The sequence below is a fragment of the Hyphomonas sp. FCG-A18 genome (assembly GCF_045287255.1).
Taxonomy (GTDB): Bacteria; Pseudomonadota; Alphaproteobacteria; order Caulobacterales; family Hyphomonadaceae; genus Henriciella.
The window spans coordinates 319,384-335,338 of sequence record NZ_CP137142.1 but is presented as its reverse complement, the minus strand read 5'-3'; the positions used below and the strand labels follow the sequence as shown (position 1 = coordinate 335,338).

Below are 15,955 nucleotides of genomic sequence, written 5' to 3'. Positions count from 1 at the left end.
CTTTCAGCATGAAAAATATGAAGCCAGCTTATCAAGCCAGAACCCCCGTCGTGCTCAACGAGCAATCTGGCTTTGTATTACCTTATGTCTTGGCGGTTATTGCAATTGTCTCAATTCTCAGTGTGGTTGGCGCAAATGCACTAAAGCGCGCGCAGGATAACCTCAGCACAGTCTCTCAGCGTACTGAACTCGCAGCGGCTTTGAATACAGCGGAAACGGTTGCAACGCATGTCTTCCTAACAAGCCCGATGGTCGAACCAGGCCTGGATTTGTCAGGACAGTCTATTGACGAAGGCAGCCTTCTCATGGGTGAGCCCGTTCCAATAGATGGGTTGAGTGAGAATGACATCTGGAACGCAGTCGGGGGTATGCGCGCAATCAAGAGCGGTTCAATCGATGTCACAATCAAATACCAAGATGCGGATGGCTTGCTTTCACTCAATGCAGCCGATGCCAGTGTTCTGACACAATGGTTAGGGCCCCTGATCGAAGGCGCACAAAACAGACAATCCTTGATTGCAAAGCTTTTGGATTACCGGGATGCAAATACAAATCGGCGATACCAAGGGGCTGAGCGCGCTGAGTATCGGCTTGCGCGCCGGTCTCCGCCTACGAACTCGCCTTTGCGAAGCTATCAGGAATTACAGAATGTGATGGGCTTCGATGCTTTAACCGTAGATCCGGATGAACTCACAACGCTAACCCTATTTCCCACAGCTGTTTTCCCGCGCACTAAAGGCATGCCACAGGCCCTTGCCAGTCGTTTAGTACGCCCAGGATCAGCTACGGCAGCTGATGACCTTGTTGGCACGCAACTTGTGGATAGTCGTTTTCCAAGCGTTCGAGCACAGTTTACATTTACAGCCTATCGGCAGGGTGTGCCTTTTGGGTTGCGCAGAGTGGTTGAAATTGAGAGAACGTCAGGCAATGCTGATCGGGCCTTTTCCCGTAGGCGAATTGCAGAGTACGCCGTAAACGCAGACGCAGAGTTCCCAGAGCAAAACTATGTCTATCTTCAACTTCGTCCTTCCGCGCCTACTCGCCCCGACGAATGAGGGTCATTTCAAGCCTGTCCTAAGCGGTATTCGCTTTGGTGGGTCTCTGCATATTCTTCCGCACGGCTCTTTTACCTATTCACGCCGAAGAGTGCCTTTAAGTGGCAGCAAAGGCCGTGCTGTCGCTCTGGCACAGGCAAAGTATGAGACGCGCTATAAGGATCCAACATTCATTGTTGATATCAATGAAAAAACTTCAGGTCCGAAAGAAGCATCGATCTGGAGCTGGGACAAAGAGACTGTACGCGCTTTAACCGGCTCCCCCTCAACGCGGGTTATTCCTGAGCCGCTTGCCCGTAAGCCGATGAAAAACGGGGCCCGTATCGTCAGGGCTCTGCAAGGCTTCGATGGCGAGATATGGCTAGATGATGAGTGTATCGCGTCACGATGGTGGGCATTAGAACCAGACACGCAGGAATGGGAACGTTTCCTTGCCGGTGCGCGCTCAAGCACATGGCCTGTAGATGAGAATGGCTATCCTTTATCAATAGAGCGACCAGAAACCAGCGATCCTGTTTGGGACAAAGGCCTATTCTGGGTCACCCCGGATTGGCGCTCACGCCTGAGCTCTCTTTCACCTCTACAAGTGGCTGCGACTTGTCTACTTGTCGCGGCTGCACCAGTTAGTTGTCAGGGGGCAGGTTATCTGAATCTGCAATCGAAGATAAACGCATTGGACACAGAGCTCATCGAGCTGCGAGCCGCCTCAGAGCCCTGGCTTCAACTAAGACGTCGCGCCTTGGCTGATGCGCAGTATGCGGCGAATCTATCTGAACTGGGTGATCCAGCTTCAATCGTCTTCGCTCTTATGGATTTGTCAGATGTCCTTGCAGAAGATCAGGCCAGTCTGGAGCGTGTCGAGTACATTGATGGCGAGCTGAGGACCACAGTGCGCGGTGGCATCGGACAAAATGTTGTGTCTCTGGTTTCAACGCTGGAACAAAGCGCAAGCTGGAATGGCGTGCGCTACGACCCTAACTCGCGCCAGATTATCGGTCAGGTTCAAACCCAGAGCGATCTATCAACGAGCGAAACTGCGGGAGTGGCCCCATGAGCAGTTTGCAACGGTTTTCTGCTCTGTTGGAAGAACAGATGACGCCGCGCCTGGCCTGGGGCTTGGTCGCTGTTGCCGCACTCATTGCGGCATTTATTTATTTTGAAATCAGTGATCTGCGTAATGAGGCAGAGGCGAACTATAATCGTTTGCTCGATGAAAAGACAGTTGTGTCTGAAACGGATGGTCTGGACAAATGGCAGGACCGAGCACAGCAAGCCTCAACAGCTCGGGGCGCTTGGGATAAGCGCGTCTGGAGCGGCCCGACCCCAGGGATTGCCTCTGCTGAGGCACAAGCTGCGCTCAATGCGATTCTGAACGAGTCGGGTCTGCAAAGCGTGAACCTACAGGTGTCGAGCGATCCGATCCGGATCGATAACCGCGACTTGCTACGCTTTGAAGTTCGCGCGGTTGGCGACAGCCATGCGTTTATTGCAACGCTGGTTGCCTTATCGACATCTGATCGTGCTTACATGATCACCGAAATGTCGATCCCGATGCGGGACGGTCAGGTTAGCCGGATTACATTTGGCGGCTACTTGCCTTTCATTCCTATTATCTCGAACGAGGATGGTGCTTCATGAGCAAGCCTGTTCTCTTTGCCATTATTGCCTGTCTCGTCGGGGGGGCTGCATTCGGCTTTCTGACCAGCACGCCAGATGCAGCTGGAGAAGCTGCAAGCCGATCAGATCGCTGGGATACGCCTAAGACACCTATAGACTACAGCCAGTCAGCCTCACGCTTTCGACAGGCGCTTATCACGGCAAGCATGTTCCCTGAGCCACGTACCCCATTTGTGGACGAGGCCTTGATTGAGAAAGAAACCGCAATTGCAGAAGCGGAAGGACCGCCCTTCCCACAAATTCTGTCCGTAGCTCGTATTGATGGTATTTACACAGCCCAGGTCAGGCGCGCCGATGGCAAATTGGTCAATGCCACGGTTGGCGATCAGTTCGAAGGGGGCTGGCAAGTTCTGGAAGTATCCATGAATCACTTAAGCGCGGAACGCGATGGCGTCACAACCACGCTTACGGTCAGCGGACCAAAACCCCCGGAAGAATTAGATAGATAAAACTGCAATCTAAGCGGTCATCGCTTTGCCAACGGCATCGCGGATTTGCGCCAGGTATGGATTTAGCCGCATCGTTTTTACCGCGCGATCAAGACGCTCTTTAGAGTGTTTCTGACGCAGGACGATCTGTCCCTGCTGACTTAACTCATTTCGGGTCTTAGTGCCGTAGCTTTTTGATTTTGCGTGAAAGACATACGTGTTGATGGCGAGCACCAAACCATAGCCCGCATCGGTGGCGCGGATGCAGAAATCATCTTCCTCACCATAGCCGCGCGGGAAGCCTTCTTCATCGAAATAGCCGATATCTTCACATATCGCGCGGCGGATCACGAAACAGAAGCCATTCAGCAAAGGCACTCTTGGTAGGACACCAACATCCTCAGCAAGCGGTGCAATCATCTCATCCATATCCGTGACGGAGAAGCCTTCCTTCAGAGGATTAATCGCCCAGCCACCGCCTTTGGCTGACAGTTCAGGAACAGATTGCCAGCTCGCCGCATTTGAGAGCGGCCCGACAAGACCAACGTCAGGCTTGTCGGCAAAGATTCTGGTTATTTTCTGCAACCAGCGCTTGGGCACAATCGTATCAGAATTGAGCATGGCGGCGATTTCGCCCGTGGCCTGCTTGAGGCCTGTATTGGCTGCAATCGTATATCCGCCAGCCTGCTCGCGCCGGATCAGTTGCACATTATCCTTGCCTTTGACCCAGTCGCGCAAATAGCTTGCGGTTTTCTCGCCCGACCCATCATCGACAATGATCAGATTTAAGCGATCGGCAGGATAGTCACTTTCAATCACTGAGCTTATGCAGCGCTGAACATCTTCCAGTGAATTATGGACGCAAACGACCACATCAACCAGTGGCCAGTCAGGTGTGACGGTTTCAGTACTCATTGGGATCTGGCCCCTACTTATTATGACCAAAATAGACGAAACGCGGGTCGGTTCGCATACATATCCCGGCCCGGGCGAGATAACCCACATCCAAATCAAGCCCGTTCAGGACAACAGGAAGGCTAAGCTGGTCCCGGCGACTCCAACGCGCAATATCGGCCCACCACTGTTTGAACATGCCTTCAACGTCGCGATCGCCCATTCTGGAAACCATGACGCTGGTCTCAAACATCCCAGCCTCAACAGGGTAATCGCGCGCGCGCAAGCGTTCCATGTGCTGAGAGATGATATCGGCATCATCCTTGCCGCGTTTGATACACTCATCCCCTTCCTGATAAACACAGTTTCGCAAGGGGTGATGCCAGGTCAGAACTTTACTCTTGGAACCAGGGTCAGGAAGCAATGCTTCAGGTTTTTCAACCAGCAACAGATTTGCATCGACCCAGATCGCCCAATCATAATCAGCGAAATAAAGATGCGGATGGGTTTTTACAAAGCGCGCGGTTCGCGTTGGATCATGTGAAACATACTCCAACGGCATCGGCTTCCAGACGCTGTTCTTTGAAACCTTGCTATTGGTGAACACAAAATAGTCAGCGTGTTCGGAGATAATTTCAGGTTCTTTAAGGTCATCATAGCCGTCAACAATCGCTGTAAAGACAGCAATTCTTGGCGCTCGTCCTGATCCATTCAGGGCTTTTTTGGCGTTGGCTTTAACTGCGCTCTCTTCGGTCTTGATAAAGTGCAGCAAAGGACATGTATCGACCGTTTTCAAATCGGGATGAGCTGCCAAATAGGCTTTGGTGTCAAAGGTCGGGTTAGGCTTAAAGCCTTTCCGCCACCCTGATTCCAAGTAATGCGCCTCCGGTCCTTCCGGATGCAATTGGCTTTCTGGGTAATGGGACAGATAGTAAGTCTTATCAAACGCCTTAGAGGCCACGAGAGTCGCAATATCGCTTTTATTATAAGTCCCGGATTTCGCGGTCTTTTTCGTAGCCTCTACAGCATGGTCAGACTTTAAGTCTTTGGCAGGTGGAGGAAGTTCGCTCTGCGTGTTTGGAGTACGAAGCCCACGAATGGATCGCATAATCGTCCGCAGCGGTCGCGTCACACGCCAGGATGTAGAAGCTTCATACTGTCGGATCATGCCCTTGGACCATGACAGTTCGTCTTTGAGGCGCCAGAATTGACGGCTCTGCTGACGCAACTCTTTCTCAGTCGCCTTCAGACGGTCCTGTAAGTCTTTTGCCTCTTTCATCGCCTTTGTCGCTTCTGCGGAGAGCTTAGGCGTCTTGCGAAGCTCAGCGAGCTCTTGTCGTATTTTTTTCAGCTCTTCGGCATCTGCTTCGCGCAGCTTGCTAAGATCAAGCGTCTCTGAACGTGCGGCAGCAGCTTCGGTCTCTGCAAGGTCCAGCTTAGTAGAATAATCGCTCAGCTGTTTAGTTTGGATCTCAACCTGTGAATGGGCCTCTGTCAAACTGTCCTGAACCAATTTGAGGCGTCTCTCAAATTCTACACGGTGCTCATCAGCTTCTGCCTCCAATGCACCGGCAATGGTTCCAAGAATAGGGTCTGCGGCGTCCAGTTTAGCTTTTATTTGCGCCAAACGCTCCAGAGCCTCTTTCGTCGTTGGCTCCTTACAGAGCAGCAATAACGCTGCATAGGCATCACTAATCCAGACCTCAGTAACAGGGTCATGAGCGACTTCGATTGGAGTGCGCTGATGATGGCGCAGCCCCGTGTCGGCAAAAGCGGCAATCTGATCAGCCACTCCATCAATCGGGAAAGGTGGATCAAGATCAAGTTGATCAACAATTTTACCCATCAAAAGAACGGGATCGTCAAGGAAGTCCTCATAGGCCATGAAGGTGCGCGGCACATTCGCCGACGCCTCAACAGTCTCAAGCATGTAGCGCAACCATAAGAGACCCGCAGCTGCCTGACTCATGCCATTGCGAACCTCCAGGGACTTCATGACTTCAAGCGGATTACGAACCGGAATCACAATCTTGAGCGATGCTTCTTTCTGTTCGAACGCCTCTAGATAGTAAGGCAGAAGTCGGCAAATCCGCGGGCATTTCACCACCCAAGGTTGCCCAGGCGGGAACTCACTAGCGAGCAGACTATGCAAGTCTTCGATAAAATCCCGCCGGTCCTGAACCCGCAAACGATCAAGATGCCCCTTACCCCATGCATCCCAGGTCAAACCGCCCTTTTGAAGGAGGCTATCATTCAGTCGCGCGAGCGGTTCTGATTCCCAATGTCCGCTTCGGTTCGACTTATTGCTTTTGATCAATGTGCGAGGAGCACCATAGCCAAGCAGATTAAAGGTGCGCGTTAAGGCCGAAGTGCCAGAACGGTGAGAGCCGCAGATCAGCAAAACATCAAGTTGCGAAGCGTCCGGCATGGCCATCTCCAAATTCTATCCGATAGCATCCTCGCTGTCGGCCAACACCAATGCAGGCAATTACTCAACACGCCAACCCGGCAATGGGCTTCCTTAGCAACTTACAAGTTACAGTAAAGTGACTTTCACCTTATCTATGAGAGTGCTAGGGCGCTAGCGAGTTTGAGTTAAGTCTACCTGTCATGATTATATTTGTAATGATTGAGCCAGCCTGCAAGAAGCGCGCCCAACATGCTCAATCGCCTATTTTCTGCGACAGTTTTAATGCCGGCTGCACTGAAGAATGCGGCTTTATCTGTAAGGGGGCAGAGAAATGAAGGGCATTATCCTAGCTGGCGGCGCTGGATCGCGTCTCGCCCCTCTGACGAACAGCATTTCGAAACAGCTATTGCCGGTCTATGACAAGCCGATGATCCATTATCCGATTTCGACGCTTATGCTCGCCGGAATTAGAGAGCTGCTGATCATTACGACGCCGCAATCGCGTGAACAGTTTGAGGCCTTGCTCGGCGATGGCTCGCATCTGGGCATGTCCTTCTCTTATGCCACTCAGTCGGCCCCAAATGGGCTTGCTGAAGCTTTCCTGATCGGCGAGAGCTTCCTTGCTGGTGGCCCTAGCGCCCTGGCCCTTGGGGATAACATCTTTCACGGCGCTGGATTTTCAGGCGTTGTGCGATCTGCAGCCGAAGCGAAGGCAGGGGCTTCTGTTTTTGCATATGAAGTTCAAGACCCCCATCAATTCGGTATTGTCGAAGTTGGCGAAGATGGCCGCGCCATTTCGATCGAGGAGAAACCAGTTCACCCCAAAAGCAACTGGGCTGTGACCGGATTGTATTTTTACGATCAGGATGTGGTTGATATCGCCAAAACGGTAAAACCTTCGGCCCGCGGCGAGCTTGAGATTACTTGCGTGAATGCGAAATATTTGGCCCGCGGAGACCTGGACGTTGTACAGCTATCGCGTGGAACTACATGGTGGGATGCGGGCACCTTTGACAGTTTGCTACAAGTCTCGAATTACGTTCGCGCGGTTGAGCGCCAGCAGCGCTACAAAGTCGCTTGCCTCGAAGAAATCGCATGGCGGCAAGGTTTCATCTCTGATGATGATCTGCTGCGCCTCGCGAATAACTACAAGAATGGCTATAAACCGTACCTGGAAAGCTTGCTGGACAGCAGCACGAGCAGCTAGGCTCAAACCACTGGATATGCGCATCAAAACGCACTTCGCCTTAAAGCTATTTTACTCTGGCGTTTAACTCGTCCCAGATCGCCTCACAGCCATCCGGAACACGTTCGGTATCTGGCGTTTCATTGGTTAGTTGGCTGGAATAAAAGCCAACGGCTTTCTCGGCATCCAGGCCGAAATGTGTCGCTAGCTCAGCAATACGTGCGAGATAGATGGCCTCATCCCCGCCATACTTCACAAATTTAGTTTCCTTACCCGCCGTGAAGTCGAGCAGTTGTCGATTATAGGCAATCCACAAGTCACGAGCATGAGAAGCCGCCATAGTTTCATTCCAGGCTTTAGCGCGCCCCATCAAGCTCGCCATGACGGATAAGGGATGCCGGAAGGTTGCAACGTAGCGAGGTTTAAAAACGGTCTCCCAACCCTGCATGCAAAACAACGTCCGTGGATCCTTAAATCCCCAGGATTTCTGTTTGGCTAAGGCTTCTGTTTTGTCCTTTAGAGCCTGAATATCGATGGGCCGCCATTCCAGCCCGGATGGCGGAGGGCAATCCCAGCTATAGCCATGAAAGCTCAAGATACGGTCATGCAGCGCCCGGACATCCTCAAGCTCTCTATTGCCCTTCTTATTATGCGGCGCAGCGGTATTGACCGCCCCAAGGGACAAGCCACCCGCCTCAAGACACCCTGCCAGACAACTTGTACCAGACCGATGCATACCAAGAATGAGAAGAGGTGAGTTCACAATTCGCCCTTACGATACAAGAGACCATTCTGGTCCGTTTTGGCCGATCAGACCTGAGCACTAAGCGAAAGCGCCCCGGTCTGTATATCCCTTATTTCCATGTTCTCACTGTCTTGGTGTTAATGATCAAACTGGTTGAGGCTGTGAATCAAATGTGCACTTATCAATCGTGTTTGCGTAGAGTGGGATTGGCTATGTATCGTACCTCACCGTTATTTTCAGTTCTGATCGTGAACTATAATAGTGGGCAGCACTTGCGAAACGCCGTAAATTCTCTAAAAAATCAAACGCTTAGAGACTTTGAGCTGATCATCCTGGATAATCATAGCGATGATAGTTCTCTAGATAACCTTGGTTTGGAAGCGCTTCCGGATGCCCGTCTTATTGCCGAGCAAGACAATCATGGCTTTGCCAAAGGCAACAATATTGCCGCGCAGTCGGCAAAGGGGGATTGGCTTGTTTTGCTGAACCCTGACGCCATCGCTGCCGAGACCTGGCTAGAGGAAATCAAGGCTGCAATCGGGCGCCATCCAACCTGTCAGGTGTTTGCCAGCAATCAGCACAAGATGGATGAGCCTGGCCTGCTTGATGGTGCCGGGGATGCGTATTTCGCTTTCGGCATTCCATGGCGCGGTGGCTACGAACATCCCACCTCAGTCTTGCCGACAGAAGACAGCCTTTGCTTTAGCCCATGTGGGGCAAGCGCAGTTTATAAACGCGACCTGTTTCTATCGATTGGGGGATTTGATGAGCGCTTCTTCTGCTATTGCGAAGATGTTGATATCGGTATGCGCCTGCAGCTTAGCAATCAGAAATGTATTTTCCTGCCCCGTGCAATTGTTCAGCATAAAGGCAGCGCGACGACTGGGCGGTCCAGCTATTTCACAATGTACCATGGCTTCCGGAATCGGACATTTGCGTACTTGAAAAATATGCCACTCTCGATGCTGGTCGTGACCTTGCCCGTGCATATCCTCCTCATGGTGTATATCTATCTGCGCAACCGCACCGAGGGCCATGTCGAAGCCATGCGAGATGGGATGCGCGATGGCCTCAAGGATGGTTTCAGATTGCGTCGGCAAGGCCTCTACAAAGTTAAGCCAGACCGCCGTGGAACATGGAACCTGATGCGCTCTATGGCCTGGAACCCGGTTCGGTTATCTCGCCGAGGGCTACACTTGCGGTCATTATAGCGATTAGGTCACCCTCTTGGGTGGGCCTGAGCATGAACCTTTCGCAAATGCTCTGAATCAATCCCAGTATAAACTTGCGTCGTTGACAGGCTGGCATGGCCCAGAAGGGTCTGGATCGCTCTTAAATCAGCACCATTTGCTAATAAATGCGTTGCAAAACTATGCCGTAACGCATGTGGTGTGGCCGTTTCAGGAAGCCCCAAGGCCCCGCGCAACATTTGTACTTGTCCGCGAAGAACCGGAGCCTGCAAGCGTTTGCCTCGTTTGCCATAGAAGAGGGGCGTATCAGACGCTAAACGGTACGGGCAGAGCGCTGCATACTCATCAACAGCTTCGCGCACAGCAGGGATGAGTGGAACGATCCGGACCTTGTTGCCCTTCCCCGTAATACGAAGACGCTCAGGAGCCGGAGCCGCTGTTCCTGGCAGGTCCAGAACTTCTCCGATACGCAGGCCAGCCCCATACATCAGGCTGAGCGCAGCGACATCGCGCGCGGCGAGCCAAGGCTCTTCCTGCAGGATTTCGGCCTGATCCAGAATGTCTCTTGCCGCCACTTCTGAAACTGGACGGGGCAAACGTCGCGGGCGCTTGGGCCCACTTAGATAAGCAATCTCGGCATTCTCGACCCCATGTACCCGGTCAAGCCAGCGATAAAAACTCTTAATCGCCGATAGCAATCGAGCGATAGATGTATCGGTGAGCCCTTCCCGTCGCCGCTGCGCCAGAAAGGCGCGAATGTCCCGCGCCTGCAATCCAGCAAACCCGCGTACACTGGGCGATTGCCCCGTATGCGTGCTCAGGAAGCCGAAGAAAGCACTCAAATCCGCGCGATAGGCATCAAGCGTATTGCGGGCGAGCCGTTTCTCACGCTCAAGATAATCAAGGAAGCCCGAAATCAGTTCCATAATGCAGAGAGTTTGCGCGTGGATGTTTAAAGAGTGGTTTCGAGGCGCGCGATGACTGATAGAAAGTCGAGCATGAGAATCGCACGTATCCTCTTCCCCATGCCTCTGCCGGAGCCGTTTGATTACGTCATTCCAGAGGGCATGGAGATTGAAACCGGATCCTATGTCCGCGCGCCTTTGGGCAAACATGAGCGCACAGGCGTCGTCTGGGATATCATCGAAGACAACTCAGAGCGCGAGCTGAAATCTATCAGTGAAGTGTTTCCGGCCCCGCCCATGCCAGAGGCCATGCGGCGGTTTGTGACCTTTTGCGCGCGCTACAATGTGGCGGGCCCCGGACAGATTCTCGGCATGGCTTTGCGGGCGCGTGGAGGATTATCACCGTCCCCTGTTCAGACGGTCTATACGTTGACCGGAGACCAGCCTCAGCGCATGACCCCAGCGCGTGAGAAGGTGTTGGCTACCACGCAGGATATTGGCCCTGACACCGCTTCCAATCTCGCGCATGCCGCTGGCGTTTCAGCCTCGGTTGTGAAGGGTTTGGCCGAAACGGGTTGCTTTGAGGCCAAGCAGGTGCCGACCGATTTGCCGTACCCATCCCCTGATCCGCAGCGTACCGGGCCAGACCTCACGGCTGAGCAGGCCGCAGCGGGCGCGCGATTGCGACAGGCGGTTCAGGCAGGTGGCTTCAAGCCCTTCCTGCTCGATGGGATTACCGGATCGGGGAAAACTGAAGTTTATTTCGAGGCAATTGCAGAAGCGCTCGCGAGCGATCCTAGTGCGCAGGTGCTGGTCCTGTTGCCGGAAATCGCGTTGACGCAAGCTGTCCTCGAACGTTTCGAATCCCGGTTTGGCGCTGGTCCGGCACCCTGGCATTCTTCTCTTTCTGATATTCAGCGCCGACGAACCTGGCGGGAGGTCGCCCATGGCCGGGCACGCATTGTCACGGGTGCGCGCTCAGCGCTCTTCCTGCCCTTCCGAAATCTGAAGCTGGTCATCGTTGATGAAGAACATGATGGCAGTTTTAAGCAGGAAGATGGCGTGCGCTATCATGCACGCGATATGGCGGTGATGCGAGCCAAGCTTGAAGAAGCCGCGATTATCCTCGCTTCGGCGACCCCGGCGTTGGAAACGGTCGTCAACGCTGAAAGCGGGCGCTATGAGCGGCTGAAACTCTCCGCCCGTCCGGGGGCCGCGCGATTGCCCGATATTGATCTCGTCGATATGCGCGCCAACCCGCCCGAGAAAGGCAACTGGCTCTCGCCGGTTCTGTCAAAGTCGCTGGTCGATACGCTGGCGGCGGGGGAGCAGAGCCTGCTTTTCATGAACCGTCGCGGTTATGCGCCACTCGTCATCTGTAAAGCCTGCGGGGAGCGGCTGAAGAGCCCCGGCAGTGAAAGCTGGCTGACCGAGCATCGCTATACCAATCGGCTGGTCTGTCACCTCACGGGATGGTCGATGCCCAAGCCCGACAAGTGCCCGCTTTGCGGGGCAAAAGATTCGTTGATGGGCGTTGGGCCCGGGGTGGAGCGCGTCGCTGAAGAGGTGCGCCAGCTTTTGCCCGAGGCACGAGTGGAGATTTTTTCGTCCGATACGGCACAGGGCGGAGAGGCAACGCGCAGCATCGTCGAGCGTATGGCGGGCGGCGAGATTGATGTTCTGGTCGGGACACAAATCGTCGCCAAAGGTCATAACTTCCCGAATCTCACGCTGGTCGGGGTGGTCGACGCTGATTCGGGGATGACCGGCGGAGATTTGCGCGCCGGGGAACGAACTTACCAGTTGCTCTCACAAGTCGCAGGCCGCGCTGGGCGAGCCGAACGACCGGGACGCGCTTTGGTTCAGACCTATCAGCCGGAAAATCCGGCCATGATGGCCCTCGCCACCGGAGATCGCGATGGCTTCCTGCAAATTGAACGCGATGTTCGGGCTGAACTGGGCCTGCCGCCTTTCGGACGGATGGCGGCGCTCATTCTGTCGGCGCCAGACGCGAGCATGGCCAAAGAGATCGGGCAATTGGCTGGCAAGGCCGCGCCGCATGGTGATGGGGTCACGGTCTATGGCCCTGCGCCAGCTCCGATCAGCATGGTGCGTGGGCGTCACCGTTTGCGATTCCTGATCACCAGCCCGCGTGATGTCGACCTCTCTGCCTACATGGCCAAATGGCTCAGCGGACTAAAGCTCCCCAGCGCGGCGCGCGTCAGCGCGGATATCGATCCTTATTCCTTCCTATGACGGATGGTTGACGTATGGTTTTGCAGCCCCCGCGCCCATCCGTCGCAGATTGAGCCCATCGGGTATGTTGTCAGCCCTGAAACAAGGTGCTAAGCGCCCCCAACGAGTTACGGGAAAGGTGCATCCGCGCCCGCTTCCCATGTGTTTTCAGACCGGGCCATGCGCCCTAACGAACGGACAGACCTTTGGCCGCATCTTCTGCCAACACTGCCAGTGAAGCCGCTCGCCGCTATGCCGGCGCCCTGTTTGAGCTTGCCAAAGATAAAGGCGCGCTTGAGGCTGTCGCTGGTGATTTGACCACATTCGCAGGGCTTGCCAGTGACAGTGAAGACCTCACCCGTCTCCTGAACAGCCCGGCCTTTACCATTGAAGACAAAACCAAGGCGCTGGTCGCCATCGCCGAGAAGGCCAAGCTTTCCAAGCTGACCACGGGTTTTATCGGGACGATGGCAGAGAATGGCCGCTCCGCTGACCTGCTCGGCGCGGCGGCTCATTTTGACGCGCTGTACGCCAAAGAGCGCGGCGTGAAGCGCGCCATTGCCCGCACAGCAACAGATATGACCGCTGATCAACGCAAAAAGCTTGAAGGTGTTCTCACCAAAGCTGTTGGCAGCGACGTAGAATTAGAAACGCAGGTTGATCCTGCCCTCGTCGGTGGCATTCAGTTGCGCATCGGATCGACCCTGATCGATGCCAGCATTGCCGCCAAACTTGATCGTATGAACACCGCAATGAAGGGGGCGTGAGCTCTATGTCCATCAGCGCAGCAGAAATCTCCGGCATTCTTAAGTCGCAGATCGAAAATTTCGGCGTAGAGGCTGAAGTCTCTGACGTCGGTCAGGTCCTGTCCGTTGGCGATGGTATCGCCCGCGTTTACGGCCTTGATAATGTCCAGGCCGGTGAAATGGTCGAGTTTGAAGGCGGCGTGAAGGGCATGGCCCTGAACCTCGAAGCCGACAATGTCGGTGTCGTTATCTTCGGCGATGACCGCGGCATTAAAGAAGGCGCGACAGTTAAGCGCCTCGACGAGATTGTGTCCGCGCCAGTTGGTAAGGGTCTGCTGGGCCGCGTTGTTGACGCGCTGGGCAACCCAATCGATGGCAAAGGCCCACTGAAAGATGTCGCTGCACGTGAGCGTGTGGACGTTAAGGCCCCTGGCATTATCCCGCGTAAGTCTGTGCATGAGCCAATGATGACCGGCATCAAGGCCATTGACGGCATGATCCCGGTTGGCCGTGGCCAGCGTGAGCTTGTGATTGGTGACCGTCAGACGGGTAAGACCGCTGTTTGTGTCGACACCATCCTGAACCAGAAAGAAACCAACGCTGCGGCTAAAGACGACAGCGAGAAGCTGTTCTGTGTCTATGTTGCGGTTGGTCAGAAGCGCTCAACTGTGGCGCAGGTTGTTAAGACCCTCGAAGAGCGTGGCGCGCTGGACTACACCGTGGTTGTTTCTGCGACCGCGTCTGAGCCGGCTCCGCTTCAGTATCTTGCTCCATTCACAGGCTGTACGATTGGTGAGTACTTCCGTGACAATGGCATGCACGCGCTGATCATTTATGATGATCTGTCAAAGCAAGCTGTGGCTTACCGTCAAATGTCTCTGCTGCTACGTCGCCCACCAGGCCGCGAAGCTTACCCCGGTGACGTTTTCTATCTTCACTCCCGCTTGCTAGAGCGCGCGGCGAAGATGAACGAAGATTTCGGTTCTGGCTCTCTGACCGCTCTGCCGATCATTGAAACACAGGCCAACGACGTTTCGGCCTATATTCCAACCAACGTGATTTCGATCACCGATGGTCAGATCTTCCTCGAAACCGACCTGTTCTACCAGGGTATCCGCCCTGCGGTGAACGTGGGTCTGTCCGTGTCTCGTGTGGGATCTGCGGCTCAGACCAAAGCGATGAAAAAGGTCGCTGGTTCGATGAAGGGTGAACTTGCCCAGTATCGTGAGATGGCCGCGTTTGCGAAATTCGGTTCCGATCTTGATGCCGCAACACAAAAGCTTCTCAACCGTGGCGCACGCCTGACTGAACTGCTCAAGCAGCCACAGTACAGCCCGCTGCTGATGGAAGAGCAAGTTGTGGTCATCTATGCCGGTACACGTGGCTATCTCGATGAAGTCGAGACCAAGGACGTGACCCGCTACGAAGCTGATCTTCTGTCTTACTTGCGTAACGACCAGAAAGACCTGCTGGCAAAAATCCGCGACAAGAAAGCTCTGAGCGACGACATCGAAGATGGCATCAAGGCCGCCCTCGACGCCTTCGGCAAGACTTTCGCTTAAGCCCTTTAACACGACCAGGAGACGCTGACCCATGTCAGGCCTCAAGGAACTGAAAAACCGGATCTCAAGCGTGAAATCCACGCAGAAGATCACCAAGGCGAAGCAGATGGTGGCTGCGGCGAAACTGCGCCGTGCGCAGGAAGCTGCTGAAGCTTCCAAGCCTTATGCCTCTCGCATGGCGAATGTCGTGGCCAACCTTACAGCCTCTATGGGCGAAGGGGCTGGTGGACCAAAACTGCTGGCAGGGTCTGGCAGTGACAAAGTCCACATGCTGATTGTGATGACAGCAGAGCGCGGCCTGTGTGGTGGCTTTAATGCGAACACCGCAAAAGCGGCCCGTCTGAAGATCGAAGAACTCAAAGCCGCAGGCAAAGAGGTCAAGATCATCACCGTCGGCAAGAAGGGTCGTGAGGCGCTGAAAGGCGATTACGAGAGCCTGTTCGTTGACCATGTTGATCTGAGCCAGGCTAAAGACAAATTCACGCCGTTTGCGATCGGTCTGGGTCATGACCTGACCCGCCGCTTCGAAAACGGTGAGTTTGATGTTGCGACGCTGATCTTCTCTGAGTTCAAGAATGTTCTGGTACAAAACCCGGTTGCCAAACAGTTGATCCCAGCTGAGGCGCCCGAGGATGTTGAAACCATCGACCTGAACGGCGCGATGTACACTTATGAGCCGTCAGAGCCGGAAATTCTGGAAGCCCTGCTGCCGCGTTATCTCAACACACAGATCCTGTCTGCCATGCTTGAGAATGCTGCGGGTGAGCAAGCCGCTTCGATGACCGCGATGGATAATGCGACCCGCAATGCCGGTGACATGATCGATAGCCTGTCCCTGCAATATAACCGCGCCCGTCAAGCCCAAATCACCAAGGAGCTGATCGAGATCATCTCCGGGGCGGAAGCGCTGTAGGAGCCTGGC

Annotated in this window: 14 protein-coding genes; 10 read left to right on the top strand and 4 right to left on the bottom strand. The window is 54.3% G+C overall.

What is annotated here, in order from left to right:
- Positions 1-8 precede the first annotated feature (8 nt).
- The 4 genes from RYZ27_RS01615 to RYZ27_RS01600 are packed head-to-tail and all read left to right on the top strand — an operon-like array spanning position 9 to position 3,181.
- Entirely contained in the window at positions 9-1,055 is a 1,047-nt protein-coding gene (locus RYZ27_RS01615; protein WP_406680614.1) for a hypothetical protein, read from the top strand.
- Entirely contained in the window at positions 1,006-2,109 is a 1,104-nt protein-coding gene (locus RYZ27_RS01610) for a hypothetical protein (RefSeq protein ID WP_406680613.1), read from the top strand. The genes RYZ27_RS01615 and RYZ27_RS01610 overlap by 50 nt, the downstream gene beginning before the upstream one ends.
- Positions 2,106-2,693: a hypothetical protein gene (locus RYZ27_RS01605; protein ID WP_406680612.1), complete on the top strand. Its 588-nt coding sequence runs from the start codon at positions 2,106-2,108 to the stop codon at positions 2,691-2,693. The genes RYZ27_RS01610 and RYZ27_RS01605 overlap by 4 nt, the downstream gene beginning before the upstream one ends.
- Positions 2,690-3,181 (top strand): hypothetical protein, encoded by a 492-nt coding sequence (locus RYZ27_RS01600; protein ID WP_406680611.1) that lies wholly within the window; start codon positions 2,690-2,692, stop codon positions 3,179-3,181. Before RYZ27_RS01605 ends, RYZ27_RS01600 begins: the two co-directional genes overlap by 4 nt.
- Before the next feature lie 9 nt (positions 3,182-3,190).
- Here the strand turns inward: RYZ27_RS01600 and RYZ27_RS01595 are convergent, their stop codons facing one another.
- Both RYZ27_RS01595 and RYZ27_RS01590 read right to left on the bottom strand, forming a co-directional pair.
- Entirely contained in the window at positions 3,191-4,075 is an 885-nt protein-coding gene (locus RYZ27_RS01595) for a glycosyltransferase family 2 protein (RefSeq protein WP_406680610.1), read from the bottom strand.
- A 13-nt stretch (positions 4,076-4,088) separates the two neighbouring features.
- Positions 4,089-6,482 (bottom strand): glycosyltransferase domain-containing protein, encoded by a 2,394-nt coding sequence (locus RYZ27_RS01590; RefSeq protein ID WP_406680609.1) that lies wholly within the window; start codon positions 6,480-6,482, stop codon positions 4,089-4,091.
- A 313-nt stretch (positions 6,483-6,795) separates the two neighbouring features.
- Here RYZ27_RS01590 and rfbA point away from each other — a divergent pair, with 313 nt between their 5' ends.
- A complete protein-coding gene (gene rfbA / locus RYZ27_RS01585; protein ID WP_406680608.1) occupies positions 6,796-7,671 on the top strand; it encodes a glucose-1-phosphate thymidylyltransferase RfbA in 876 nt (291 codons plus the stop codon).
- 46 nt (positions 7,672-7,717) lie between these two features.
- Here the strand turns inward: rfbA and RYZ27_RS01580 are convergent, their stop codons facing one another.
- Positions 7,718-8,413, bottom strand: coding sequence for a hypothetical protein (locus RYZ27_RS01580; RefSeq protein ID WP_406680607.1), 696 nt, complete (start codon positions 8,411-8,413; stop codon positions 7,718-7,720).
- 194 nt (positions 8,414-8,607) lie between these two features.
- Here RYZ27_RS01580 and RYZ27_RS01575 point away from each other — a divergent pair, with 194 nt between their 5' ends.
- Positions 8,608-9,606: a glycosyltransferase family 2 protein gene (locus tag RYZ27_RS01575; protein WP_406680606.1), complete on the top strand. Its 999-nt coding sequence runs from the start codon at positions 8,608-8,610 to the stop codon at positions 9,604-9,606.
- An 8-nt stretch (positions 9,607-9,614) separates the two neighbouring features.
- Here the strand turns inward: RYZ27_RS01575 and RYZ27_RS01570 are convergent, their stop codons facing one another.
- The gene (locus RYZ27_RS01570; RefSeq protein ID WP_406680605.1) at positions 9,615-10,511 is read right to left on the bottom strand and encodes a tyrosine recombinase XerC; all 897 of its coding nucleotides are present in this window, start codon (positions 10,509-10,511) and stop codon (positions 9,615-9,617) included.
- 72 nt (positions 10,512-10,583) lie between these two features.
- Here RYZ27_RS01570 and RYZ27_RS01565 point away from each other — a divergent pair, with 72 nt between their 5' ends.
- From RYZ27_RS01565 to RYZ27_RS01550, 4 genes are all read left to right on the top strand, one after another.
- Complete coding sequence (locus RYZ27_RS01565; RefSeq protein WP_406680604.1) at positions 10,584-12,746, top strand: primosomal protein N'; 2,163 nt, start codon at positions 10,584-10,586, stop codon at positions 12,744-12,746.
- Between the two features lie 185 nt (positions 12,747-12,931).
- On the top strand, positions 12,932-13,492 hold the full coding sequence (gene atpH / locus RYZ27_RS01560) for an ATP synthase F1 subunit delta (RefSeq protein ID WP_406680603.1): 561 nt from the start codon (positions 12,932-12,934) through the stop codon (positions 13,490-13,492).
- A gap of 5 nt (positions 13,493-13,497) precedes the next feature.
- Positions 13,498-15,033 (top strand): F0F1 ATP synthase subunit alpha, encoded by a 1,536-nt coding sequence (gene atpA / locus RYZ27_RS01555; RefSeq protein ID WP_406680602.1) that lies wholly within the window; start codon positions 13,498-13,500, stop codon positions 15,031-15,033.
- Positions 15,034-15,064: 31 nt separating this feature from the next.
- Positions 15,065-15,946, top strand: a complete 882-nt coding sequence (locus tag RYZ27_RS01550; RefSeq protein WP_406680601.1) for a F0F1 ATP synthase subunit gamma — start codon at positions 15,065-15,067, stop codon at positions 15,944-15,946.
- Positions 15,947-15,955: the final 9 nt, after the last annotated feature.